Raw genomic sequence first — 25,335 nt, 5'->3', positions numbered from 1 at the left:
GGTAAGCTTCGCGGCCCTTGTTTGCAACCCTTTTGATGAAAGCTCGCCGGAACCCTGTGAAGACCAGTCCACCGTAGCGCCAGCCCCCGTTTTTCTCTCTTACAGTCGGGATTTTTCGCGATCACCCCGGGTGACGGTCCAATAGCTTTGTCCCTGTTTTACCAATAACGGAACTGAACATGGTTAATACCCTGAAAAACCAATGGTTATCCAACATCCGCGGGGATCTTCTCGCCGGTATCGTGGTGGCGCTGGCATTGATTCCGGAGGCCATCGCCTTCTCGATCATCGCCGGGGTAGACCCCAAGGTGGGACTGTACGCGTCCTTCTGTATTGCCGTCATCATTGCCTTTGTGGGCGGTCGTCCGGGCATGATCTCGGCGGCGACCGCGGCCATGGCAGTGCTTATGGTGACGCTGGTTAAAGAGCACGGGCTGCAGTACCTGCTGGCGGCAACGCTGCTGACCGGTGTGATTCAGCTCATTGCGGGATACCTGAAACTGGGCAGCCTGATGCGGTTCGTGTCCCGTTCTGTGGTCACCGGTTTCGTGAACGCGCTGGCGATCCTGATTTTCATGGCCCAGTTGCCCGAACTGACCAACGTTACCTGGCACGTCTACGCCATGACCGCCGCGGGCCTTGGCATCATCTACCTGTTCCCGTTGATTCCAGTGGTTGGCAGGATCCTGCCCTCGCCGCTGGTGTGCATTGTCGTACTGACCGCAGTCGCTGTTGCTCTCGGGCTGGATATCCGGACGGTCGGCGATATGGGTGAACTGCCTGATACGCTGCCGATTTTCCTCTGGCCGGATGTGCCGCTCAATCTCGAAACCCTGATGATCATCCTGCCGTACTCGCTGCCGCTGGCCGTGGTTGGCCTGCTGGAATCGATGATGACGGCAACCATCGTCGACGACCTGACCGATACCGAAAGCGATCGTAACCGCGAGTGCAAGGGCCAGGGTATTGCCAACATCGGCTCCGGCCTGATCGGCGGTATGGCCGGTTGCGCCATGATTGGTCAGTCCATCATCAACGTGAAATCCGGTGGTCGGACCCGGCTGTCGACACTGACCGCCGGTGTATTCCTGCTGATCATGGTGCTGGTTCTCGACAGCCTGCTGGTGCAGATTCCCATGGCCGCCCTGGTGGCGGTGATGATCATGGTGTCGATCGGTACCTTCTCCTGGGAGTCGATTCGCAACCTCAAGGATCACCCACTGTCCACCAACATCGTCATGCTGGTGACGGTGATCGTTGTGGTTGCTACCCACAATCTGGCCTTTGGCGTGCTGGCCGGTGTGTTGCTGGCGGCGCTGTTCTTCGCCAACAAGATCGGCCACTACATGATGGTCAGCTCGGATCTGGATGAGCAGACGGACACGCGCACCTACACCGTTGTAGGCCAGGTGTTCTTCAGTTCCTCGGAAAAACTCCTACAGGCCTTTGATTTCAAGGAAGCAGTCGATAATGTAGTGATTGATCTGAGCCGGGCCCATTTCTGGGACATCACTGCGGTTGGCGCACTGGACAAGGCGGTGATCAAGTTCCGCCGTGAAGGTGCGGATGTTGAAGTGATCGGTCTGAACGAGGCCAGCGCCACCATCGTTGACCGGTTCGGTGTTCACGACAAGCCGGAAGCCGTTGACCAGCTGATGGGACACTGACCATGACGCAGACCAAGGAATCCGGTGACGATCGCCGTCAGAATAACAACCACAACGATCAGCAAGGCGAGGTTGAGATGTTACGAGTAGTGGCCTGTATTGATGGTTCCCGCGCCGCACCGGCGGTGTGTGATTATGCCAGCTGGGCGAGCCAGCACATGCAAACCCCGGTGACTCTGCTGCACGTTCTGGACGAAGAACGGTATCCGGCCGAACCCGACCTGGCCGGAAGCATTGGCCTGGGAAGCCGCGAGCAGCTGCTGGACGAGCTGGCCGAGCTGGACCGCAAACGCTCCAAGCTTGCTCTGGAGCATGGCCACCACATGCTGGACGAAGCCGAGCGCAGAGTGAGAGCGTCGGGTGTGGAAGACATCGCCAAACGCCAGCGCCACGGCGATCTGACCGAGTCACTGCTGGCGCTTGAGAACCAGACCCGCCTTCTGGTCATGGGGCTGCACGGAGAAAGCAGCTCTGATCGGGATATACACATCGGCAGTCAGCTTGAGACCGTCATTCGCAGCATGCACCGGCCGATTCTGCTGGTGCCGGACGAATTCAAGGCCCCCCAAAGTGCGATGCTGGCGTTCGACGGCAGCGCCACCGCCTTCAAGGGCGTGGAGCTGCTGGCCGGAAGCCCGGTTCTGAAGGGCATGCCGCTGCACCTGGTGATGATCGGCGCGGACACCAACGACCGCTGGGAGCAGCTGAAAAAGGCGGAGAAGATGCTGGCCGGGCTGGAGTCCGACATCACTCTCGCCATCCGGGCGGGCGATGTGGAACCTGCATTGCACGCCTATCAGGAAGAGCACGACATCGATATTCTGGTCATGGGCGCTTATGGTCATTCCCGAATTCGCCAGTTCCTGGTGGGTAGTACCACCACGACCATGCTGAAGACGGCCGAAAAGCCGCTGGTGATCCTGCGCTAATCAGGATCTGTGACGGAACGGGTTCAGGAGTGCGCGGATTGGCTACCTTGCTCAATGGTCTGAGCCGGCGATGCCCGGCCATTGTCATGCTGATTCTGGTCCTGGCATTGGCCGGCTGCCAATCCATTTCACCACCTCAACCACAGGTCCCTTCGGGCCGGGCGGAGACGGACAAGCAAGCGGTTGATTCGGCCTACTCAAATCATTTGGATCGGATCGATCGGGCGCTGTCTGAACTGAACTCCCAGGCCTTGCCAGCGGACGAAGACGGCTTCGTCCGCTGGTCCGAAAAACTGCGCACCGTTGGTCAGGATTTTCTGACGCTGATCCAGTCAGGCCCGGCCACCGCGCCCGAGTACAGGCTTTGGGGCGACTTTTTCAACCGGCTGTCAGACACCGTGGAAACGGTGGTTGCCGGTGATGCCAACCTGACGGAAGCTGAACAGCTCTACGAGTTGGCCGCCCGGCTGTACCCCCTGTTTCTCGAACGCTCCCACCTGCCAGAACGGCCTTTCACCGCCGTCGATGGCGAGACCAGCGCCTATTACGCGGGCAATTACTTCCTGTGCACCATGCCCGAGATGATCGCCGACAGTTACGGCCGCCGCGGTGCAAAGCGGATGGACCAACATCTGGTGCAGGCGATGGAAAGGTACCTGGAAGGCCCGTGTGAGCCGGACCTCATGTTTTCGGCGGCGGAAATGCTCTACGACTACGCCCTGGTTTCAGGGACAGAGCTTCCCATCTACCGTGAGCGGATCGAACAGGCCGATCCAGCCCAATCGACCCTCTGGCTGATCTTGCTGGATAACCTCTCGCTGGGGGATAACCGGGCACAAGCGCTGGCAAACCTGGATCGGGCTCTGGCAGATGCGCGCACAAATCTGGACGACGGTGACGAGGTCAGCGTGGAGTTCGCGAGCGAGGTGGAGCGCCAGCGAACCCTGCTGATCGACGGGCAGGGGATGCTCAGGGCACTTCGGTATCGGCCGTAGGCTCTCCTTACCCCGAGCAGCCGTTAGGCCAGCGGATCCTTTTCAGACAAGGTGCGGCTTCAAGCCGCACCGTTTCAACATCCGGTGAATTCGGTGCGTGGGGATTTTGGTCAGTGCGTAAATCCCGTTACAGAACCTTTTGCAGTTGACCGTAATCACCCCCGGTACGAAGCACGAGCGTGATGTCGTTGTCATTCCGGTTTCGGAAGAACCAGCCATGCTTTCCGGTGAAAGCCGCTTCCAGCTCACCTTCATCTTGTGGCACGCCTCGCCCCTTCTCGTACGAGATGGACTGGCCACCGCCATTGCCGTGGGTGTCGTAGTTGATGGGGCCGCCCTCGGAAACCCAGGAAAAACGTGCGACAGCACCTTGGTCCATGGTGAGCTTGAATTCGGTGCCTTCACCTGGTGTGAGAACCACGCGTACCTCATCCTGCCATTGTGGTTGGGCGGGTTCTGCGGCAGGTGCTTCCTCAACGGGTGCAGGTTCAGGCTCAGGAGTGCTCGCTGTCTCGGCGACGGGCTCGGTAACTTCGGGTGCCTCCTGGTCGGGCGACGACTTCACGGCAACCATCTGAGCGGTCTCGTCAGCCGCGGCTTCGTCGGCAAGCTGTTCTTTGATTTCACCCATCTCAGTCAGTCCCAGAAGTCGGCCGGCGCCGGTCGGATCCAGGGCGTACTCCGCAGGCATAACCACAGTAACCAGAAGCACCAGCGCCACGATGGCAGCTATGATCGTTGAGCGAATCAGTTTGCCGGTGCTGGGCAATTCTTCACGGCTCGGCATATCGGTGTTGTACATCAGACATCTCCAGAATTAAGCGAAAAAATAGCCGGTGAGCTGGTAGCCAATGAGCAGGAACCCTGCACTCATCATGGCTACGTTGGCGGTGTAGGCGTGGCGGAAAAAACCATCGGTTTTTCGCCAGAAGCTCATCACAATCAGGATCATCGCCAGAGCAATAAGCTGCCCGATCTCAACGCCCACGTTGAAGGCGAGGAGGTTGGGGATGAGTCCATCCGGGGAGATGTCGTACTCGATGATCTTTGTGGACAGTCCAAAGCCGTGGAAGAACCCGAAGACGAGAGTGGCGGCTTTGGTGTTGGGTTGAAAGCCAAACCAGCGCTGATAGGCTCCGAGGTTGTCCAGGGCTTTATAGACCACGGAGAGGCCAATGATGGCGTCAATGATGTAGCTATTGATCCCGACGTTGAAGTACACGCCCAGCAACATCGTGGTGGAATGCCCCAGGGCAAACAGGCTCACATAGATAGCAATGTGCTGCATGCGGTAAAGGAAAAAAATCACACCCAGCAAGAACAGCAGGTGGTCATAGCCGGTAACCATGTGTTTGGCACCGAGGTAGATGAACGCGATGAGGTTCACTCCGGAAATTTCCTGAATGTAGCCCTTGTCGCCCTGGGCAACAGCATGAGCCAGAACATCGGTGCTTAAGCCAAGCAATCCGAGTGTCAGGAATATCCAGAAGAGACGGCTGGCTCGGGGCGCAGCGGGTGCACGCCGGGAACCGTCAAGCAAGCTTGGTAGCATAAAGACTCCAACATTTTTCGTTTCATAAGGCTGCAAGGGCAGCGAGATTCAAGCAGAAGGGAGTGCTTTAGGAGGCCGTTCAAGCCGGTAGCGAAAACTGCGGGGGGAGTCACCGGCAAAAGGAACCGGTTGCCTGAGCGCGGCCATACCCTGGGAGATAAGAGGAATCGTCAGCTGGTCCACGGTGTCGTGGGTATGGTTGCCGGCATCGTGATGCCGCGAGGTATCTGGTTCTTGACCGGCATCGTGGCTGTGACGATCATCACTGTGTGAATGATCGGCCTGGCCCGCTTCCGGACTTCCTGCCATCTGAGCCACACCGTGTGAGAAAGCCTCACCGATTACCGAGAGTGACAAGCCTGCCAGCGCGAACAGCATGACGAGAGTCGGAAGCAGCTTTTTACGGTGGAGGGCCGTAATCATAGGTCTCAGTGTGCAGGTCTGGTTGTTGGAACTCTAAAGGCGCTGAGGATAACATTCCCTCGTGGGCGTTAGGGATTAAAAATCATAGAGGGTCGCACCCACCAAAGGCATCCGAACACCTTCAGGCAACGTTGCCCGCCGCTACACCCGAGGCCCACGCCCACTGGAAGTTATGGCCGCCAAGGTGCCCGGTCACGTCCACCACTTCACCGATAAAATAGAGATTGGGGCGTTCGAGTACGGCCATGGTCTTTGAGGACAGCTGTCGAGTATCCACGCCACCGAGGGTCACCTCCGCCGTTCGGTAGCCCTCAGTTCCGGCGGGCTTGATGTGCCACTGGCCGAGCGCTTCCGCTACCTGTTCCAGGTCGCTGTTCTTATAGCCCTGCAGGGGGCCTGTCCAGCCGTGCATGTCGTTGTAAGCCTGGGCAAACCGTTTGGGCAAATGCTGTCCGAGGTAGTGGCCGACGGTGGACTGAGGCTTGTTTTTCCTCAGGGAAAGGAGGTCTTCGTGAATCCGGTTGGCGGGCAACAGGTCTACCGTCAGTTCGTCACCCGGGTGCCAGTAACTGGAGATCTGCAGCATTGAGGGGCCACTCAGACCGCGGTGGGTGACGAGCATGGGTTCGCGGAAATGCTGGTCACGGCACGAGACGTCGACCGGGCAACTGACGCCGGACAGGGGCGCGAGCTGTTCCTTCAGTTCCGGGTGCAGGGTAAACGGCACCAGGCCGGCCCGTGTGGGCAGGAGGGTGAGCCCGAACTGTCTGGCGATGTCATAGCCGAAGCCGGTGGCGCCCATGGTGGGAATGGATAGCCCGCCACTGGCAATGACCAGGGACTCGCAGGTCAGCGAGCCGGCGCTGGTGGCCAGCTTGTAACCGGTATCGATGCCCTGTACGCCGGATACGGAGGTTTTTAACCGGATTTCAGCGCCGGCCCATTCGCACTCGGTAAGCAGGACGTTCAGGATGTCTTTGGCGCTGTCTTTGCAGAACAGTTGCCCCGCTGCTTTCTCCTCGTGCTCTACGCCGTGGCGCTCCACCAGTTCCAGGAAGTCCTGGGGGGTATAGCGTTTGAGCGCCGAAATGCAGTAATGAGGATTATCGGACAGAAAGTTGGCGGGCGTGCTGTTCAGGTTGGTGAAGTTGCAGCGGCCGCCACCGGACATCAGAATTTTCTTGCCCGGCTTGTTGGCGTGGTCAATCACCAGCACCTTGCGGCCACGGTATCCTGCCGTGGCCGCGCACATCAGACCAGCGGCCCCCGCGCCAATGATGATTACGTCGTAGTCCGAACTCATGAGTACCCGCACAAAGAGAAGTGTGCGGGCATTATACGCGATGCCACTAGCTGTTTTTCAGTGTTGCCATATCAATCACGAACCGGTATTTCACGTCGCCCTTTTTCATCCGTTCGTAGGCGTCGTTGATGTTGTGAATGTCCAGCATCTCGACATCGCAACTGATGTCGTGCTCGGCGCAGAAATCCAGGACTTCCTGGGTCTCCGGCATGCCGCCGATGAGTGAACCGGCCAGAACCCGACGCTTGAACACCAGGGCACCTGCCTCCAGTGCCGGCTCGATGGGTTCCAGCAACCCGACAATGATGTGGGTGCCATCGTAGGTCAGGCAGTTCAGGTAAGGGTTCAGGTCGTGTTGTACCGGGACGGTGTCGAGCATGAAGTCGAAAGTCTCCGCGACTTCCGCCATCTGGTCCTCGTCGGTGGATATCACCACATGGTCGGCACCCTGTTTCTTGGCCTCGGCGACCTTGCTTTCAGAGCGGGTGAAGATGGTGACTTCGGCGCCCAGCGCCTTGGCAAACTTCACGCCCATGTGACCAAGACCGCCCATGCCGATCACGCCGACCTTGTGTCCCGCTTTGACGCCATAGTGGCGCAAGGGCGAGTAGGTGGTGATGCCGGCGCACAACAGCGGCGCTGCCTTCTGGATGTCCAGTTTGTCCGGGACCCGGACCACGAACCGTTCACTGACCACAACCCGTTCGGAGTAACCGCCGAAAGTGATGGAGTGGTCGTAACGGTCCTCGCCGTTATACGTGCCGGTCATGCCTTCGCTGCAGTATTGTTCCAGGCCGGCTTCACAGGCAGAGCAGGTACGGCAGGAATCGACCATGCAGCCTACGCCGACGATGTCACCTTCCCGATAGTTCTTGACGCCGGGGCCGACGGCCGTGACGCGTCCGACGATTTCATGGCCGGGAACAACCGGGTACTGGGTGACGCCCCAGTCGTTCTCGGCGAAATGTATGTCGGTATGGCAGACGCCACAGTAGTCGATCTCAATGGCAACATCGTCCTTGCGCAACGACCGCCTCGTGATGTCGTGCGGGGCCATGCCGGAGGTGGGAGATTGTGCCGCGAATGCTTTGGTCGCTGTCATGGTTCAGGCTCCTTTTACCGGATGTATTGGGCTTTATACTCCGGTTGGCGCCAAATCTCTCACCGTTTGACATTGCCATCGTGTAATTGCCGCACCCGGCTACAGCTGAATGGAACCCTCCATGAAAAAGGCCGCCTGCCCGGCAATGGCTACGCGCTCACCTTTCAACTCGCAGCGCAGGACACCACCTCGTCTCGACACCTGGTGTGCGTTCAACCGGGTCTTGCCCAGAACCTCGGCCCAGTAGGGCACCAGCACGCTGTGGATGGAGCCGGTCACCGGGTCCTCGTCAATGCCGGCGCCCGGGGCAAAGTACCGGCTAACGAAGTCGCACGTGTCGCCCCTGGCCGTCACGATCAGACCCTGGTTACCCAGCGTCTTGAGCTTGCGTAAATCCGGTTGCGCCGCCCGCACCGCAGCTTCGCTGTCGAGGACCACCATGTAGTTAGTGTCGTTGGGTACGAAGAAGGCAGTTTCCGGCGCTTCGGGGAGGGCTTCTCTCACCAGTTGCGGGGTATCCTGCTGCTCAAATGCGAGGTTCGGAAAATCCAGAACCAGCCAGCCCCCATCATCCTGGCGAACACCCAGGATGCCGCTCTTGGACTGAAAGCGAACAGTCTCCCCGGTCCAGCCCAGTTTGTTGAACAGCACCCAGGCACTGGCCAGGGTTGCATGGCCACAGAGCGGTACCTCGACACCCGGGGTAAACCAGCGGATATGAAAATCGGCGTCCTCGTTGTCCGGCAAGGGGACCAGAAAGGCGGTTTCCGACAGATTGTTCTCGTTGGCCAGTGCCAGCAACGTGGCATCCGGGAGCCAATGCTCCAGCGGCATGACTGCTGCTGGGTTTCCGCCGAAAATGCGATCGGTAAAGGCGTCTACCTGATAGATGGAATAGGTCATTTCTCTTCTCCCTGTGGCTGAGAACACGATAACGCCGGAAGGGCGTCAGTTCACGGGGTTATTGTGTGGCACGGTCGGCAGTCGTTACAGATGCAGATGATCTGGTTTTGAACCGGTACAGGAGTATCATGGCTTCAACTGTACCGGGCGAATTCCCCTCGAACTGTACCGATCCGTTTGGTCCTGAATCTGGTGCAATGGGAGTCTGGAGCTTGAAAGGGAGGTGGCTGACATGGGCGTTCTATACAATCAGGTGGCGGACCAGTTACAGGCGCTGATTCAGGATGGCGTCTATCGGGACGGAGATCGATTGCCCGGCGTGCGAGTGCTGAGCCGGCAGTTCGGGGTGAGCATTTCCACGGTCTTGCAGGCCCATCAGACCCTGGAAGGCCGGGGGTACCTCGATGCCCGTGAGCGCAGCGGCTATTTCGTGCGACTGCCGGCGCTGGATGCGCCGGAGCCGGTTATGCAGAAGCATCGTGCCAAACCGGTACCGGTGACCGCCCGCGAGATGACTCTTGACCTGTGCGTGGACGAACAGAAGCGCATGGTGCCATTGGCCACCGCAATTCCGCACCCGGATTTCCTACCCCTGCGTCAGATCCAGCAAAGTACCTTGTGGGCGGCGCGCCGGGGTCTGGAGACCCTGGACTATGCGTTCCCGGGCAAGGAATCCTTCCGGCGCCAGATTGCCCAGCGCATGGCAGCCCTGGGTGTACCCATCACGCCGGACGACGTACTGGCCACCAACGGTGCCCAGGAAGCGATCATCCTGGCGTTGCGGGCTGTGACCCAACCGGGCGACATTGTTGCCGTTGAGACGCCGTCGTTTCCCGGAATCCTGCAGGCCCTGGAAGTGGTGGGACTGCGGGTGATTGAGATCCCGACCCATCCGTCGGACGGGATGAGCCTGGAGGGACTGCAACTGGCGCTTGACCAATGGCCGCTCAAGGCCTGCGTGGTCGTCACCAACCACAGCAACCCGATGGGCGCGAGAATGCCGGACGAGCGCAAGAAACAGCTGGTTTCCATGCTGGCTGCCGCCTCGGTGCCGCTGATCGAGGACGACATCTACGGCGATCTATACCACTCCGGGGAACGGCCCCGGCCCGCCAAGGCCTTTGATCGCACGGACAACGTGATCTACTGCAGTTCCTTCTCAAAAACCATTTCGCCGGGGCTTCGGCTGGGCTGGATGGTACCCGGTCGTTACATGGCCATGGCCCGACAGCACAAGTATTTCGTTAACCTGGCCACGTCCTCCATTCCGCAGTTGGCGGTAGCCCATTTCCTGGAGCAGGGCAGTTACGATCGATACCTGCGTTCAGCCCGGCAGCATTATCGGGAGTCGTCAGAGCGAATGCGGGCGGCGATTACCCGATCGTTCCCGGAAGGCACCGCCGTCAGCCGGCCCCAAGGCGGCTTTGTCCTGTGGGTCCAGCTACCGGACGGCATTTCGGGGACCGAGATCTACCAGAAGGCAAGGGCGGAGAATATCAATGTGTCACCGGGACTGATGTTTTCAACCACGAACAAATACGACAACTGCCTTCGCCTGAACAGCGCCAATCCCTGGACCGAGCGTATTGAACAGGCCGTGGTCCGTTTGGGCGCGTTGGCCCACGCGGAGCGGAAAGTGGCCGGTTAGTCCCCGGCCCGCAAGTCCAGCGGGTCAATCAGGCCGGCGGCGATGGCGATGCCGGTAACATCCGGCAGACGCTCGGCCTCCAGTCGTTTCATCACCCGGGCGCGGTAGAGGTCTATGGTTTTCACGCCCACGTCCAGCTGGTCGGCGATTTCACGACTGGTATAGCCCTGGGCCAGCGGCAGGAATACGTCCCGCTCCCGCCGGGTGAGGGTCGCCAGAAGGCTTTCGGTGGACTCGTCACCCTGCTGCCGGTGACTGGTCTGGCGGTGCTCCTGCAGCGCCTGTTGCACGCTGTCCAGCAATAGCTGTTCGTTGAACGGCTTCTCAATGAAATCGAACGCACCCGACTTGAAGGCCCGGACCACAATGGGCACGTCGGCGTGGCCGGACACGAAAATGATGGGCAGCTCCAACCCTCGTTTCTGCAATTCCTCCTGCACGTTCAGTCCGCCCAGGCCGGGCATGCGGACATCCAGCACCACGCAGCCTGCATCCGAGCCGCTAACCGCATCCAGGAACTTGCGGCCGTCGCTGTAGGCTGCCACGTGAAGGCCGACCGACTCCAGCAGCCACTGGGTGGATTCCAGCATGCCGGCGTCGTCATCAACCACATAAACGGTGGTGGATTCGGTGGCTGAGGTATCAGTCATCGGGTTGAGTCTCCGTGCGGGGTGCAGCGTTGGATTGGGTGCAGGTTGTTGGCGGAAACCGGCAGATCAGCGTCAGACCGCCGGATCTGGCCGGAGTGGCATCCAGAAAGCCGCCAAAACCCTCGATAATGGAGCGGCTCATGGAGAGCCCCAGTCCCAGCCCCTGGGGTTTGCTGGTGTAAAACGGCTGGAACATCTGCCGAATGCCCCGGTCATCCAGGCCCGTGCCCTGATCACTTACCTCAATCAGGGTTTCCCCGGCGGTGTTGACGCAGGTGCTGATCACGACCGAGGAGGGCGTGTCGCCGGCGTGCCGGTCCCGGGCTTCAACGTTCGCCTCGATACCGTTGCGGATCAGGTTGATCAGCACCTGTTCCAGAAGCACCGGATCAGCAGTTATCACCGGGGCACAACGGGCGAGACGCTGGGTAATCCGGACACCGTTCTTGTCCGCTTCCCACTGGCACAGGCGGGCAACATTGGCGACGACGTCGTTCAGGGATACCGGCGCGGTACGTTTGTGACCCTTGCGCAGGAACGCCCGTAATCGTTTGATCACTTCTGACGCCCGGTTGGCGTGATGGACGATCTTCTGCAGGCCATCGTCCACGCGGTTCAGGCATTCCGGATTGGTCCGGGCATTTTTCAGGTAGCGCTGACTGGCGCTGGCAAAATTCACGATGGTGGCCAGAGGCTGGTTCATCTCGTGGGCAATGCCGGAGGCAAGTTCCCCCAGGGTCGCCAGACGCGCGGCATGGGCCAGTTCGTCGGCAAGACGCCGATTGCTCTCCTCCGACTCAACCCGGCCGGTGATGTCCCGGGAGACGCTGACAACCTCGATGACGGCGCCGGTATAGGTTTCCCGGATAGCCCGGCTGGCGATTTCGAACCAGCGCCGGGTGCCGTCACGGTGGATAATGTCCACGGTCATTGTGGCGTAGCCATAGTCACGAAGGCGGTTGCGGGTCTCGGTCAGCTTCCGGGTTACCGAATTTCCCTTGAAGATGCCTGCCAGGGATTTTCCACGGAGTTCCTCGGGCCAGTATCCGAGCAGCCGCCAGGAGGCCGGTGTGGCATCAATGAAGCGTCCGTCCGGTGCATGGCGGGAAATCAGGTCGGTGGTATTTTCGGTAATCAGCCGATACAGCCTGTTGGAGCGGGTGGCCTCTTCACGCATGCGCACGTCTTCCGTCGCATCCCGGCCCCGAACCAGTAGCTGTCCGGTTTGCGGATCAGGGATAAAGGCCCAGAGCAGAATGGTCTCGCCGACCCTCGCTTCCACGCCCTCGATGGCCCGGTTCTGGTTCAGCGCTGACATCACCAGTGCACAGGTATTGACCGGTAACAGGTCCAGTGCGTCGGTGAGGCCGTTGCGCACAATCAATTCCCTGGCTGCACGATTGAGCAGAAGCAACTCGCAATCGGTATTCAGTACCAGTCCGGGTTGCGGGTCTGCGTCCGGCAAACTAAATACGGTTACGGGGGGAGAATTTGTCATCGTGGTTAATATGGTATTTGCACTATAATACGTTAGTGTAATTTCTAGTATTTGTTCTATCAAATACCATTTCGGCCAGCTCGAAGTATAGCGGCTTTAGCGATTCTCCTGAATACACCATAAGAACAACAGTGCTCACAGAGGACCCCACAATGACCTCGATTTTTGATCAGGGCCTTGCGCCCGTCGATGCCAATTACGCCGTTCAATCGCCGGTTGATTTTATTGAACGTACTGCCGGCGTTTACCCGGAATTCCCGTCCGTCATTCACGGTGCCATCCGGTACACCTGGGCCCAGACATACGAGCGCTGCGTGCGACTCGCCTCGGCCCTGAAAGGGCGCGGTATTGGCCGGGGTGATACCGTGGCGGTGATGCTGCCGAACATTCCGGCCATGGTGGAGAGCCATTTCGGTGTCCCCATGGTCGGCGCGGTTTTGAACACCCTGAACGTGCGGCTGGACGCCGAAGCCATTGCCTTCATGCTGGAGCACGGCGAAGCGAAGGTGGTGATCGCCGATCGCGAGTTTGGCGATGTCATCAATGACGCCGTCAGCCGCCTCAAGCACAAGCCACTGGTTATTGATGTGGACGATCCCGAGTACGGCGAGGGGGTTCGGGTCAGCGAACTGGATTATGAGGCCTTTCTGCATGAAGGTGATCCCGCGTTCCAGTGGAGCTTTCCGGCGGATGAGTGGGACGCGATTTCCCTGAATTACACCTCCGGCACGACCGGTAACCCGAAAGGCGTGGTCTACCATCATCGCGGTGCCTACCTCAACGCCCTGGGTAACCAGGCGGTCTGGTCGATGGACATGCACCCGGTCTACCTCTGGACGTTGCCGATGTTCCACTGCAATGGCTGGTGTTTCCCCTGGACCATTACGGCCATGGCCGGAACCCACGTGTGCCTGCGTCGGGTAGATCCGGAGAAAATTCTGCAACTCATTCGTGATCACCAGGTCACCCACATGTGTGGTGCCCCGATCGTGCTGAACGCCCTGCTGAACGTGCCGGAATCGGCCAAGGCCGGTATTGATCACGACGTGAAGTCCATGACGGCCGGTGCGGCGCCACCTGCCCAGGTAATCGGAGCCATTGAGGAGATGGGCATTGAGGTTACCCACGTATACGGCCTCACCGAAGTCTATGGCCCGGTGACCGTCTGTGCGTGGAAAACCGAGTGGGACAAGCTGCCGTTGCATGATCGGGCCAGGAAGAAGGCCCGCCAGGGCGTCCGTTACCACACCCTGGCAGGAACCATGGTGGGCGACCCGAATACCATGGAACCGGTGCCCAAAGACGGCAAGACCATCGGTGAGATCTTCCTGCGCGGTAACACCGTGATGAAGGGTTACCTGAAAAATCCGAAGGCCACCGAGGAGGCCTTCCGGGGCGGATGGTTCCATACCGGTGATCTGGCCGTCTGGCACGAGGACGGCTACATGGAAATCAAGGACCGCCTGAAAGACATTATCATCTCGGGTGGTGAGAACATTTCCACCATCGAAGTGGAAGACACGCTATACCGTCATCCTGCCGTGCTTGAGGCTGCCGTGGTAGCTCGACCGGACGAAAAGTGGGGGGAAACGCCCTGCGCCTTTGTGACCCTCAAGCCCGAAGCGGGTGAAGTCAGTGCGGACGACATCATCAGCTTCTGCCGTGAGCACCTGGCTCGCTTCAAGGTTCCCAAGACTGTCGTGTTCTCGGAACTGCCCAAGACCTCCACGGGCAAGATCCAGAAGTTCGTGCTGAGGGATCAGGCCAAAGAGCTGGACTGATCCCATGGGCCGCAGCCTCCGATTTCGGACCGGAGGCGGGCCACCCCCCCGTGTGTCCTTGGGAGGCGGAATGCCTCCCTTTTTTCTCCACATTCTGAATGATGACAGAATGTCATTTCGTGACAATTTGTCGAAATGTTCGTTCCAAAGCCTTCCTTCGTTCTTGTTTTCAGGTTTAAACTGATTCCACTGGTGAATGTTTAACCGCTGTTTGTAATCGATAACAACACGACAAAACGTGATAACAACAGGAGGCAGCCATGACCATCAGTTCCACTCCCGAAGGGGTGTCGGTTCAGCCCCGGCATATCCGGTTCGATGTCAGTGACGACCTGAAATCCTTCTGGCACGGCAACAATGCCTTCAGGACCGCATTCTTCAACGCCCTGTCCCTTCAGTTTCCGGATGGTGAGCAGCAGTTTATCAACGCCGTTCGGCTATACCGGGATCGCATTGAAGACCCCAAGCTCCAGGCTGAAATACGCGGGTTTATTGGTCAGGAAGCGCTGCACAGCCGTGAACATAAAAGCTACAACGAAGCCTTGAAAGCCCGGGGTTATGACATCGATGCCATTGACGAACGATTCGCCCGGCACATGAAGTGGGTGGCCAATCTGCCGCCCAGTCGGCAACTGGCGGGAACCTGTGGCGCTGAGCATTACACGGCGGTTCTGGCGAACGCCATACTCCGCCATCCGGAATGGATGGAGGGCGCGACCCCGGCCATGGCGTGTCTCTGGCGCTGGCACGCGATCGAGGAGACCGAGCACAAATCAGTGGCCTTTGATGTCTATCGCGAGTGTGTCGGCGATGAGCGTCTGCGGCGCATCGTGTTCCTCTTTGTTACCTGGAATTTCTTCAAGTACACGTTCCTGAACACCTGTAGCCTGCTTAAGACTGACGGCAAGCTCTGGAGTGTGAAAACGTGGCTGGGCGGCCTGAATTTCCTGTGGGGAAAACCCGGAGTTATCCGCAAGTGCCTGCCCGACTTTCTTGCATACTTCCGCAAGGGGTTCCATCCCTGGCAACATGACAACCGGCGACTTCTCGAGAAAAACCTGAAGGAACTGGAGGCAGCACCATCCGCCCATTGACGGTGTGGTGCTGAAATTCTGACCGGGTTGTGTAAAACTGGTCTCCTTTAAAAATAATGACAATAAAGGGCGTTCCCATCGAGGATCAGCCCGGCGCTGGAGGCCCCATCATGCGAGTTGGTTTGATCGTCGATTCCGCGTGCGATTTACCCTACGAATTCAGTCGCAAGCACGACCTGTTTATTCTTCCTGTTACGGCTGTCATAGATGGCCAGACCTACATCGACGAGCATGACCCGGTCAGGACCCAGGAGTTCTACCAGAGCGGGTTGCTGCAGAAAGGGCATCAGGCCGAGACCCAGGCCTTTTCGCCGAAGCAGATCTACGACCTGTTCATGGAGAAGATCATCACCCAATTCGATGTGGCGTTCTGTGAAACCGTCACCCGCAGTCGAAGCCTGATCTTCGAAAATGCCACCGAGGCCATGAACGGTGTGCTCGCCAATTACGACAAGGCCCGCGAGGCAGCAGGGCGTGAGGGCAAGTTCTCGATGCGGGTCATCGACAGCAAGCAGATTTTTGCCGGCCAGGGCCTCCTTGCCGCCCATACCCTGAAACTGATCGAGCAGAAACTCTCCAAGAACGCCCTTCGGCATGAGGTTGAGACCTTCTCGGACAAGATCTACACCTGTGTTATCCCGCGAGACCTTCACTACATCCGGGAACGGGCCCGTAGACGCGGCGACAAGAGCGTCTCGGCGCTGGTGGCCTTCCTGGGCAAGGCCCTCAATATCACGCCGGTGATCTTCGGTAAGGGAGCAGAAGGCCAGCCTGTGGCCAAGACCCGAAGTTTTGATGTGGCCGTGGAAAAAGTGATGAACTACGCTGCCGCCCGGGTGGAGGCGGGCCTGGCCACGCCCTATGTCAGTCTGTCCTGTGGCCTGGCCTGGACCGAAATCGAGGACCTGCCGGGGCTGAACCGTCTTCGGGACGCCTGCGAACGCAATGGCGTCGAGCTGTTGCTGTCCCAGATGGGGATCACCAGCAGCATCTATGTGGGGCCGGGCAGCTTGTGTCTCGCCCTGGCTGCTGATCCGCACACCTTCAACGATTTCGAGTAAGTCGCCGCCGCTACAAACCGACGTGGCGGCCGGCATTTGCCCCGCCGCAGTCGTAACCCGGTAGTTTTGGCAAACTCTTCCCTGGCGCTGCCGTGTTAGCCTCGTCAGCCTTCTTCCAAACCTTTTGCATACAGGACCGTTGAACCCATGAGCAACAGCAATGCGGATCTCGCCAGCAGGCTGCTGGAACAGCACGTAAAGCACGAAATGGCGTCGCTTAAAGGGGCCAGGTTGCGCAAGTTCCTTGAGCGCGAGGTGACGGAACTCCTGGGGCAGGCTGATGTGGTTACCCTTGGTCGACTGAGTTCTGTGGAGCAGGTGATGGGGGTGATCCAGCGGATCGTCGTGAATATGGAGCTGGATGCCGGTATCCCTGAACTGGCGGCGGAAATGGCCACGGAGGTGATGAACGCGCCGGTGCAGGAACAGACCACGCTGGGCGAAATCATCAGCCGGGACCAGGCAACCGGTTTCGTGGAAGAGGCCCTGGAATTGCGCCAGCAGCGGGAGCGGGTCATCAGCGAGATCATGGCACATCCGGTCTATCAGGAGCTGGTGTCCAACGTGGTCTACGCCGGCCTCGTGAATTACCTCTACGAGGACAACCTCATTACCAAGTCGGTGCCGGGGGTGGGTTCCATGATGAAGTTCGGCAAGAAAATGGCGAATCGGGCCGTGCCGGGACTGGATGAAACGTTTGAGCGGCGGATAAAAACCTGGTTATCCGATAGCTTGCCGGGGCTGATTGCCCGCAGCGAGGAGTTCCTCAACAAGGCGCTGTCCGATGACGAACTGCGGGACAGTGTTATGGCCGGCTGGGTGTCGGTAGAGAATCGCACCATTGCCGAACTGCGCGAAGGAATGGGGGATGTCGAACTTCAGGAATTCGTGGTGCTGGGCTACGAGTTCTGGCTTGAGTTCCGAAAAACCGCCTACTTCGAGGGATGTGCCCGCGCGGTGGTGGAACACCTGTTTGCCAAGTATGGCGACCGTCCGATCAGCGACCTGCTTAAAGATGTTGGAGTCACCCGGGAAATGATCATGGCCGAAATCGATGCCTACGCACTTCCGGTTATGGACGTGTTGCGGGAACAGGGCTATGTTGAGGCCCTGGTGCGCCGCAGGTTGAGCAGCTTTTACAGTTCTGCGGCGGCACGCAAGATTCTTGAGCCGGAGGCCTGACCAGCGCAGCCACCGGCCATTCACCGGAGGCCTGCCATGTTTACAGAATTGTTCTGGGCGTACCTGGTAGCTATTACTCTGCTGACCATTACACCGGGTGTCGACACCCTGCTGGTGATGCGTAATACCGGTCGTGGTGGCTTGAGAGATGGCTGTGTGACCAGTGTCGGTATCTGTAGCGGGCTGTTTATCCACGCGACGCTCTCGGCGCTGGGGATTTCCATTTTGCTGGTTGAAACCGCGTGGGCCTTCTCCGCACTGAAATGGGCGGGAGCCTGTTATCTGGTATGGCTGGGCATTGCCTCACTCCGCCAGGCCTGGTCAAGGAACAGCAGGCCCAAGACGGAGCCGCGCGAGGTGGTCAGGCGGCGGGTGGGCACGTCGGTCTCGTTCCGGGAGGGGCTGCTCTCCAATGTCCTCAACCCCAAGACAGCCCTGTTCTATATGGCCCTTTTGCCACAATTCGTGGACCCAGCCGGTAACGCTTTCCAGCAGTCGCTGGTCCTGGCGAGTGTCCATTTCCTGCTCGCCATGGTCTGGCAGTGTGGGCTGGCCTTTGCGGTGGTCCGGTTCAAGGGGCTGGGGGCGAGTGCGCGGGTGAAACGTGCGTTGAATGCTGCCACCGGCGGGTTCTTTGTCGCCATGGGGGCGAAGCTGGCCAGTAGCTGAACCGATCGGATTGGAAGGACGCCTGAACAGGCAAACAAAAAGGGAAGCCCTGGGAGCTTCCCTTTTTGCATTCAGGCGTCGCCTTACTTCTCGAGGTACTGGATCTTGTCCGGTTTGCCGTCCCATTCCTCGGCGTCCGGCAGCGGGTCCTTCTTCTCGGTAATGTTTGGCCACTTGCCCGCGAGATCGGCGTTGATCTCTACAAACTGGACCTGATCGGCGGGCAGCTCATCCTCGGAGAAGATCGCTTCTGCCGGGCACTCGGGCTCACACAGGGCGCAGTCAATGCACTCGTCCGGATCAATTACCAGAAAGTTCGGGCCTTCGTAGAAACAGTCTACCGGGCAGACTTCCACGCAGTCTGTGTATTTGCACTTGATGCAGTTATCAGTAACGATAAACGCCATAGTCAGATCCCTGGTCCAGTGGTCAATCTCATCGGGAGCTTGCAGTCAGGCTCCATGGTTATGTTTTATTGCGCGATATTGTAGGGAGCGCCCCGCAGACCCGCAAGAGTTGACCCGCTATATCGTTATTACCTGGATCAAAAAGCCGGAAAATTCCGGTCATTTCTCCAGCAATTCCTTCAGTTCGTAAAGCCGGTTCAGGGCCTCTCTCGGGGTCAGGTCATCCAACTCAAGCGCCTTGAGTGTTCGTTCGACCACACTGGGCTCCAGACTTGCGAACATATCACCTTGCATGACCGGCTCGCTGACGCGCACTGAAGGCTGCGGGCGGGCCTCCTGAGCGCTTGGCGCCGGGGCCTGGTTCGTAGGGACTGCAGCGGGGGTTGCGCTGCCTTCGAGGTGGGCCAACTGGCCCTTGGCGTTGCGTATCACGTCCTGAGGTACACCAGCGAGCTTGGCCACCTGCAGGCCATAGCTCTGGCTCGCCGGGCCATCGTGGACGTTGTGAAGGAAGACGATGCTGTCGTCGTGCTCGGTGGCAGTCAGGTGCACGTTGACGGCGTGGGCGAGGTCATCGGCGAGCTGGGTCAGTTCAAAGTAGTGCGTGGCGAACAGGGTGTAGCAGCGAATGTTTTTTGCCAGGTGTTCGGCCGTGGCCCAGGCCAGGGAAAGCCCATCGAAGGTGCTGGTGCCGCGGCCCACCTCATCCATCAGCACCAGGCTGAACTCCGTGGCATTGTGGAGGATATTGGCGGTTTCAGTCATTTCCACCATAAACGTGGAGCGACCGCCGGCAATGTCATCGGAGGAGCCCATGCGGGTGAAAATCCGGTCGACGGGCCCCAGAACCGCGCGGTTGGCCGGTACGAAACTGCCGGTGTAGGCCAGCAGGGCAATCAGCGCGGCCTGACGCATGTAGGTGGACTTACCGCCCATGTTCGGGCCGGTGATCACCAGCATACGACGCTGGGTATCCATCAGCAGGTCGTTGGGCACAAAGGGTTCATCCAGCAGCTGCTCCACCACCGGATGGCGGCCCTCTTCGATATCAAAACCCGGTGATTCACTGAATTCCGGTGCCGCAAGGCGCAGGGTGGTGGCCCGTTCGGCAAAGTTGCTCAGGACGTCCAGCTCGGCCAGAGCCTGGGCAGCATCCTGAAGTGGCGCCAGCTGCTCGGCGACCGCTTCCAGGACCTCATCGTAAAGGGCCTTTTCACGGGCCAGCGCGCGGCTCTTGGCGCTCAGGGCCTTGTCCTCGAACTCTTTCAGTTCCGGGGTGATAAACCGTTCCGCGTTTTTCAGGGTCTGGCGCCGAATGTAATCCACCGGAGCCTGGTCGGACTGGGCCCGGCTGATTTCGATGTAGTAGCCGTGCACCCGGTTGTAGCCCACCTTGAGGGTGCTGATACCGGTACGGTCCCGTTCCCGGGTTTCCACGTCCAGCAGGTACTGGCCCGCGTTCTCGCTGATGTTGCGTAGGTCGTCCAGTTCCTCGTCAAAGCCCTCACGGATAACGCCGCCGTCACGGATAACCACGGGCGGATTGTCGATGATGGACCGTTCAAGCAGGTCAGCCAGCTCCGGGTATTCGCCGATGATGGTCGCCAGCTTCACAATGTGATGGGAATTGACCGGTTTCAGGGTTTCCTGAAGGCTGGGCAACGCCTGGAAGGCATCCCGCAACCGGGCCAGGTCCCGGGGGCGGGCCGAGCGCAGGGCGACCCGGGCGAGCACCCGTTCAATGTCTCCGACCGCCTTCAGCAGGTCGTGCACCGGCTCATAATGAAAGCCGTCCAGCAACGCCGATACCGCCTGTTGGCGCTGGGAGACCACAGTCACGTCGCGCAGTGGGCGATTGAGCCAGCGCCGCAGCTCCCGGCCGCCCATGGAGGTGGCAGTGCGATCCATTACCCAGGCCAGCGTATGCAGGTGGCCGCCCATCAGGTTGGTGTCGATCTCGAGGTTGCGGCGGCTGGCGGCATCCAGGATGACCGCTTCATCCCGCCGTTCCCGGGTCAGTTTCCGGATGTGGGGCAGGGCGGTGCGCTGGGTTTCCTTGGCGTACTGCAGCAGGCAGCCTGCAGCGCAGATGGCCAGGGTCAGGTCCTCGCAGCCGAACCCGGTCAGGTCCCGCACCTGCAGCTGGTGTGTGATGACCCGGCGTGCCGTATCGGATTCGAACAGCCAGGGGCCCTGGCGGCGAACGCCGGTGTAACCCTCCAGCACCTCTTCGTAAGGGAAGTCCTCGCTGATCAGGATTTCCGCCGGACGCACACGCTGGAGTTCGCCCTGCAGGGCTTCCAGGTCGTCCAGCTCAGAGACCGCGAAGCGGCCGCTGGAAATATCCAGCGAGGCAAAGCCGAATTGTTCGCGATGGCTGTAAATGGCTACCAGCAGATTGTCGCGACGGTCCTCCAGATAGGCATCGTCACTGAGTGTGCCCGGCGTGACAATTCGAACCACCTGGCGATCGACCGGACCTTTACTGGTGGCCGGATCGCCAATCTGCTCGCAGATGGCGATGGATTGACCCGCCCGCACCAGCCGGGCAATGTATCCCTCAGATGAATGGAACGGGATGCCGGCCATGGGGATCGGGTTGCCGCCGGATTGCCCGCGAGCGGTCAATGTGATGTCCATCAGCTCGGCGGCTTTCTTGGCGTCTTCATAAAACAGCTCGTAGAAGTCCCCCATGCGGTAGAACACCAGCTCGTTGGGATGCTGCCCCTTGATCTTCAGGTACTGCTGCATCATGGGGGTGTGCTTGGAGAGATCGGTCTGGGCTGCTGACATGGACGGTCCGGATTGCCTTGCTTTGGATGAAGGCGTGAATTGTAAGAAAATAACGCCCCGGATGAAACGAAGGAGATCATTATGACCGCCAGTGATCAGGAATTGTCTGAGGCGGGGGCCCGCCTTGGCAAACTGCTGGAGCGGCAGGGACGTATGGTTGTCACGGCCGAGAGCTGCACCGGAGGCTGGGTAGCCAAGGTGTTGACGGACAGGGCGGGTTCCTCCGCGTATGTGTTGGGAGGCCTGGTAACGTACAGCAACAGTGCCAAGGAAGGGTTGCTGGGCGTAAGCGGCCAATCACTGGCTGACCACGGTGCCGTAAGTGAACCGGTGGTTCGGGAAATGGTTGCCGGTGCGCTGGCGGTGACCGGTGCGGATGTGGCTGTGGCCATCAGTGGTGTCGCGGGTCCGGGCGGTGGCAGCGAAGATAAGCCTGTGGGCACGGTGTGGTTTGCCTGGGGCCGAGGCCAGGCATCCACGGAAGCCGTGGTGGCCCATTTTCCAGGTGACCGGGACCAGGTTCGGCGCCAGGCGGTGCTCTTTGCGTTGCAGGGGGTCAGTGATTTCCTGGGCGCATCCTGAATGGCGTCAGATGGGACTGGCGGAAGCCTCGGGTCAGTTTCGTGAAAGAGGGGGTTGGTCTCCTCATCGGGTTATGTTTTAATACTGTTCAAATATACAGGGAATTTGCTGTATCTGCTGTACAAGTTCCCGCTCCAAAATTCTGCGACCGGCGTTAAGTGACGACCGGTGGCTACGGCGACAGAGGGTTTGCACTGATGGAAGACAACCGCAAGAAAGCACTAAGCGCAGCACTGGGTCAGATTGAGCGCCAGTTCGGCAAGGGCGCCGTCATGAAAATGGGCGATCAGCCCCGTGAAGCCATTCCTGCGGTATCCACCGGTTCTCTCGGGCTCGACGTTGCCCTGGGTATTGGCGGCCTTCCCTATGGGCGGATCTGTGAGATCTACGGCCCGGAAAGTTCCGGTAAAACCACGCTGACCCTCCAGGTCATCGCTGAAGCCCAGAAGCAGGGAAAAACCTGTGCCTTTGTCGATGCGGAGCACGCACTTGATCCGATTTACGCTGAAAAGCTGGGCGTGAATGTCGACGACCTGCTGGTGTCCCAGCCGGATACCGGCGAACAGGCACTGGAAATCGCTGATATGCTGGTTCGCTCCAACGCCGTTGACGTGATCATCGTGGACTCCGTCGCAGCTCTGACGCCGAAAGCGGAGATCGAAGGCGAAATGGGCGACAGTCACGTGGGGCTTCAGGCGCGTTTGATGTCTCAGGCCTTGCGCAAACTCACCGGTAACGTCAAGCACGCCAACTGTCTGATGATCTTTATCAATCAGATTCGAATGAAGATTGGTGTTATGTTCGGCAGCCCGGAAACCACGACCGGTGGTAACGCCCTGAAATTCTACTCTTCTGTGCGTCTGGATATCCGTCGCATCGGTTCCGTGAAGGATGGCGACGAAGTGGTGGGTAACGAAACCCGCGTGAAAGTGGTCAAGAACAAGGTGGCGCCGCCGTTCCGCCAGGCCGAATTCCAGATCATGTACGGCAAGGGTATCTACCACATGGCCGAGGTTCTGGACATGGGTGTGAAAGAAGGCTTCGTGGACAAATCCGGTGCCTGGTATGCCTACAACGGCGACAAGATTGGCCAGGGCAAGGCCAACGCCTGCAAGTTCCTGGAAGAGAACCTGGATCTGGCCACGGAAATTGAAGCCAAGGTCCGTGACAAGCTGATGCCAAAGCCGGAGAAAAAGGAGAAGGCCGAGGAAGCCCCGGCTGAAGCAAATGGCGAACTGCTCTAACTAACTGTCCGTCCAAGAATGGGCAGCAGGACGCATTTCCTGCTGCCCATGCTCCCTTCCAGTCCAGTCCATCCCTCCGATTTACGATCCCTTTCGTCTCGACGTACCTGTCTTGCCGGGGATGCCGCCGACTTGAAAAGCAAGGATTGTGTGTTATACACGGATAAGACGATCCGGGTAGTGGCCCCGCTAGAAACGCGGGGCCGTAGTGGTGATTGTTTGGTTAAAAGGATCTTCAACCAAACCAGGGTATCCCCATGAAAACGCCGCATTACGCTCCCCTGAAGCTGTGCCTGCTTGCACTCTTCGCTCTATGCTCCACCCTCACTTATGCCCAGTCGGAAAAGCCGAACATATTGATCATCTGGGGTGATGACATCGGCTGGTCGAACCCCAGTGTCTACCATCGGGGAATGATGGGCTATCAGACGCCCAACATCGACAGCATTGCCAAAGAAGGCGCCTTGTTTACCGACTGGTACGGGCAACAGAGTTGCACCGCCGGACGTGCGGCCTTCATTACCGGACAGAGTCCGTACCGAACCGGGTTGCTGAAAGTCGGGCTTCCGGGCGCAAAGGAAGGTCTGTCGGAAAAAGACCCCACCATCGCAGAATTGCTTAAAAACCATGGTTACATGACCGGGCAATTTGGCAAGAATCATCTGGGGGATCTGGATGAAATGCTGCCAACCAACCATGGTTTTGATGAGTTCCTGGGCAACCTCTACCACCTCAACGCCGAGGAGGAGCCAGAGAACCCGGATTACCCGCAGAACCCGGAGTTCAAGAAGAAGTTCGGGCCGCGGGGCGTCATCAAGAGCTTTGCCGATGGTGACATCGAAGATACCGGTCCGCTGACCAAAAAGCGGATGGAGACCATCGACGACGAAGTCACAGGCGCCGCCCTGAATTTCATAGACCGTGCTCACCGAGCCGATAAGCCCTTTTTTGTCTGGTGGAATTCCACCCGCATGCACGTGAATACCCATCTTAAGCCAGCGTCGGAAGGCGTTACCGGCCTGGGTGTCTATGCCGACGGTATGGTCGAGCATGATGGTCATGTCGGCCAGTTGCTCGCCAAGGTGCGTGAACTGGGGCTCGAAGACAACACCATCATCATGTACTCCACTGACAATGGTGCCGAAATCTTTGCCTGGCCCGATGGCGGCATGACGCCTTTTCGCAACGAGAAAAACTCGAACTGGGACGGCGGTTATCGCGTGCCGACACTGATCAAATGGCCCGGCGTGATCGAACCCGGAAGCGTATACAACGATGTGTTTTCCCACGAAGACATGTTGCCTACCCTCCTGGCGGCGGTTGGTGAGCCCGACATCAAGGAAAAGTTGTTGGAAGGCCACGAAGCCAATGGCAGGGATTTCAAGGTTCATCTGGATGGCTACAACCTGTTGCCGTACTTCAAAGGCGAAGTGGAAGAGGGCCCTCGCAAGGAATTTTTCTACTGGACCGATGATGGCGACCTGGCGTGCCTGCGCTATGACCGCTGGAAGCTGGTCTTCATGGAGCAGCGAGCTCACGGTTTCGAAGTGTGGCAGGAGCCGATGGTTACCCTGCGCGTGCCCAAGCTGTTTGATATGCGCGGCGATCCGTTTGAACGGGCAGACCATGACTCTGAAAAGTATGCGATGTGGCGCTTTGACCGTGCATTCCTGTTGCTGCCCGGCTCAGCTTACGTGAGTCAGCATCTGGAGACCTATAAAGATTTCCCTCCCCGTCAGAAGCCCGGCAGCTTCAATCTGGAACGGGTCCTGGAAATGTTGCAGGAAAATCAGGGCGGGTAATCCCGATCGCGCTTATCGTTGGATAATCGAGGGGCACTATTTCGCCGGTC

Annotated in this window: 22 protein-coding genes; 12 read left to right on the top strand and 10 right to left on the bottom strand. The window is 59.0% G+C overall.

Translation table 11 applies throughout. The features are described 5' to 3' along the window. Positions 1–179 precede the first annotated feature (179 nt). From QQF73_RS15800 to QQF73_RS15790, 3 genes are read left to right on the top strand one after another with little or no spacing between them, the layout of a single operon-like run. The gene (locus QQF73_RS15800; protein WP_285368786.1) at positions 180–1,667 is read left to right on the top strand and encodes a SulP family inorganic anion transporter; all 1,488 of its coding nucleotides are present in this window, start codon (positions 180–182) and stop codon (positions 1,665–1,667) included. Positions 1,668–1,669: 2 nt separating this feature from the next. Further along, positions 1,670–2,596 carry a universal stress protein gene (locus QQF73_RS15795; protein ID WP_219868306.1) on the top strand — a complete coding sequence of 309 codons (927 nt, stop codon included), beginning with the start codon at positions 1,670–1,672 and terminating at the stop codon, positions 2,594–2,596. Between the two features lie 38 nt (positions 2,597–2,634). After that, positions 2,635–3,591: a hypothetical protein gene (locus tag QQF73_RS15790; RefSeq protein ID WP_285368785.1), complete on the top strand. Its 957-nt coding sequence runs from the start codon at positions 2,635–2,637 to the stop codon at positions 3,589–3,591. Between the two features lie 127 nt (positions 3,592–3,718). Here QQF73_RS15790 and QQF73_RS15785 read toward each other — a convergent pair whose 3' ends face one another. The 6 genes from QQF73_RS15785 to QQF73_RS15760 all read right to left on the bottom strand — a co-directional run bounded on the left by QQF73_RS15785 (position 3,719) and on the right by QQF73_RS15760 (position 8,874). Continuing rightward, a complete protein-coding gene (locus QQF73_RS15785) occupies positions 3,719–4,393 on the bottom strand; it encodes a hypothetical protein (protein WP_219868304.1) in 675 nt (224 codons plus the stop codon). Between the two features lie 15 nt (positions 4,394–4,408). Continuing rightward, complete coding sequence (locus QQF73_RS15780; protein WP_285368783.1) at positions 4,409–5,143, bottom strand: HupE/UreJ family protein; 735 nt, start codon at positions 5,141–5,143, stop codon at positions 4,409–4,411. A gap of 48 nt (positions 5,144–5,191) precedes the next feature. Further along, positions 5,192–5,566, bottom strand: a complete 375-nt coding sequence (locus QQF73_RS15775) for a hypothetical protein (RefSeq protein WP_219868302.1) — start codon at positions 5,564–5,566, stop codon at positions 5,192–5,194. Between the two features lie 121 nt (positions 5,567–5,687). Next, entirely contained in the window at positions 5,688–6,869 is a 1,182-nt protein-coding gene (locus QQF73_RS15770; protein WP_219868301.1) for a BaiN/RdsA family NAD(P)/FAD-dependent oxidoreductase, read from the bottom strand. A 46-nt stretch (positions 6,870–6,915) separates the two neighbouring features. Then, positions 6,916–7,971 (bottom strand): NAD(P)-dependent alcohol dehydrogenase, encoded by a 1,056-nt coding sequence (locus QQF73_RS15765; RefSeq protein ID WP_285368782.1) that lies wholly within the window; start codon positions 7,969–7,971, stop codon positions 6,916–6,918. Between the two features lie 99 nt (positions 7,972–8,070). Continuing rightward, the gene (locus QQF73_RS15760; protein ID WP_285368781.1) at positions 8,071–8,874 is read right to left on the bottom strand and encodes a PhzF family phenazine biosynthesis protein; all 804 of its coding nucleotides are present in this window, start codon (positions 8,872–8,874) and stop codon (positions 8,071–8,073) included. A gap of 232 nt (positions 8,875–9,106) precedes the next feature. Between QQF73_RS15760 and QQF73_RS15755 the strand changes: the two genes are divergently transcribed. Beyond that, a complete protein-coding gene (locus tag QQF73_RS15755) occupies positions 9,107–10,522 on the top strand; it encodes an aminotransferase-like domain-containing protein (protein ID WP_219868298.1) in 1,416 nt (471 codons plus the stop codon). Here the strand turns inward: QQF73_RS15755 and QQF73_RS15750 are convergent. Then, positions 10,519–11,172, bottom strand: coding sequence for a response regulator transcription factor (locus QQF73_RS15750; RefSeq protein WP_219868297.1), 654 nt, complete (start codon positions 11,170–11,172; stop codon positions 10,519–10,521). The genes QQF73_RS15755 and QQF73_RS15750 overlap by 4 nt on opposite strands. After that, positions 11,165–12,670, bottom strand: coding sequence for a PAS domain-containing sensor histidine kinase (locus QQF73_RS15745; protein WP_219868296.1), 1,506 nt, complete (start codon positions 12,668–12,670; stop codon positions 11,165–11,167). The genes QQF73_RS15750 and QQF73_RS15745 overlap by 8 nt, the downstream gene beginning before the upstream one ends. Before the next feature lie 152 nt (positions 12,671–12,822). On the opposite strand from QQF73_RS15745, the gene QQF73_RS15740 reads away from it, so the two are divergent. From QQF73_RS15740 to QQF73_RS15720, 5 genes are all read left to right on the top strand, one after another. After that, positions 12,823–14,451 (top strand): acyl-CoA synthetase, encoded by a 1,629-nt coding sequence (locus QQF73_RS15740; protein ID WP_219868295.1) that lies wholly within the window; start codon positions 12,823–12,825, stop codon positions 14,449–14,451. 260 nt (positions 14,452–14,711) lie between these two features. Further along, positions 14,712–15,545 carry a metal-dependent hydrolase gene (locus QQF73_RS15735; RefSeq protein WP_285368779.1) on the top strand — a complete coding sequence of 278 codons (834 nt, stop codon included), beginning with the start codon at positions 14,712–14,714 and terminating at the stop codon, positions 15,543–15,545. Between the two features lie 110 nt (positions 15,546–15,655). Beyond that, positions 15,656–16,606: a DegV family protein gene (locus QQF73_RS15730; protein ID WP_285368778.1), complete on the top strand. Its 951-nt coding sequence runs from the start codon at positions 15,656–15,658 to the stop codon at positions 16,604–16,606. 147 nt (positions 16,607–16,753) lie between these two features. Continuing rightward, positions 16,754–17,788 carry a hypothetical protein gene (locus QQF73_RS15725; protein WP_285368777.1) on the top strand — a complete coding sequence of 345 codons (1,035 nt, stop codon included), beginning with the start codon at positions 16,754–16,756 and terminating at the stop codon, positions 17,786–17,788. A 36-nt stretch (positions 17,789–17,824) separates the two neighbouring features. Continuing rightward, positions 17,825–18,457: a LysE family translocator gene (locus QQF73_RS15720; RefSeq protein ID WP_219868291.1), complete on the top strand. Its 633-nt coding sequence runs from the start codon at positions 17,825–17,827 to the stop codon at positions 18,455–18,457. A gap of 83 nt (positions 18,458–18,540) precedes the next feature. On the opposite strand, the gene fdxA is transcribed toward QQF73_RS15720, so the two are convergent. Together fdxA and mutS are read right to left on the bottom strand one after the other, a co-directional pair. Next, a complete protein-coding gene (gene fdxA / locus QQF73_RS15715) occupies positions 18,541–18,864 on the bottom strand; it encodes a ferredoxin FdxA (protein WP_219868290.1) in 324 nt (107 codons plus the stop codon). A 159-nt stretch (positions 18,865–19,023) separates the two neighbouring features. Beyond that, entirely contained in the window at positions 19,024–21,657 is a 2,634-nt protein-coding gene (mutS, locus tag QQF73_RS15710; RefSeq protein WP_285368775.1) for a DNA mismatch repair protein MutS, read from the bottom strand. An 81-nt stretch (positions 21,658–21,738) separates the two neighbouring features. On the opposite strand from mutS, the gene QQF73_RS15705 reads away from it, so the two are divergent. From QQF73_RS15705 to QQF73_RS15695, 3 genes are all read left to right on the top strand, one after another. Further along, a complete protein-coding gene (locus QQF73_RS15705) occupies positions 21,739–22,239 on the top strand; it encodes a nicotinamide-nucleotide amidohydrolase family protein (RefSeq protein WP_219868288.1) in 501 nt (166 codons plus the stop codon). Positions 22,240–22,436: 197 nt separating this feature from the next. Beyond that, entirely contained in the window at positions 22,437–23,483 is a 1,047-nt protein-coding gene (gene recA, locus QQF73_RS15700) for a recombinase RecA (RefSeq protein ID WP_219868287.1), read from the top strand. 257 nt (positions 23,484–23,740) lie between these two features. Beyond that, a complete protein-coding gene (locus tag QQF73_RS15695; protein ID WP_219868286.1) occupies positions 23,741–25,285 on the top strand; it encodes an arylsulfatase in 1,545 nt (514 codons plus the stop codon). Positions 25,286–25,335 lie beyond the last annotated feature (50 nt).

Origin of the sequence: Marinobacter albus (assembly GCF_030238305.1) — a bacterium.
Taxonomy (GTDB): domain Bacteria; phylum Pseudomonadota; class Gammaproteobacteria; order Pseudomonadales; family Oleiphilaceae; genus Marinobacter; species Marinobacter albus.
The sequence above is the reverse complement of the archived record's forward strand: the minus strand, read 5'-3'. Positions and strand labels throughout refer to the sequence as shown.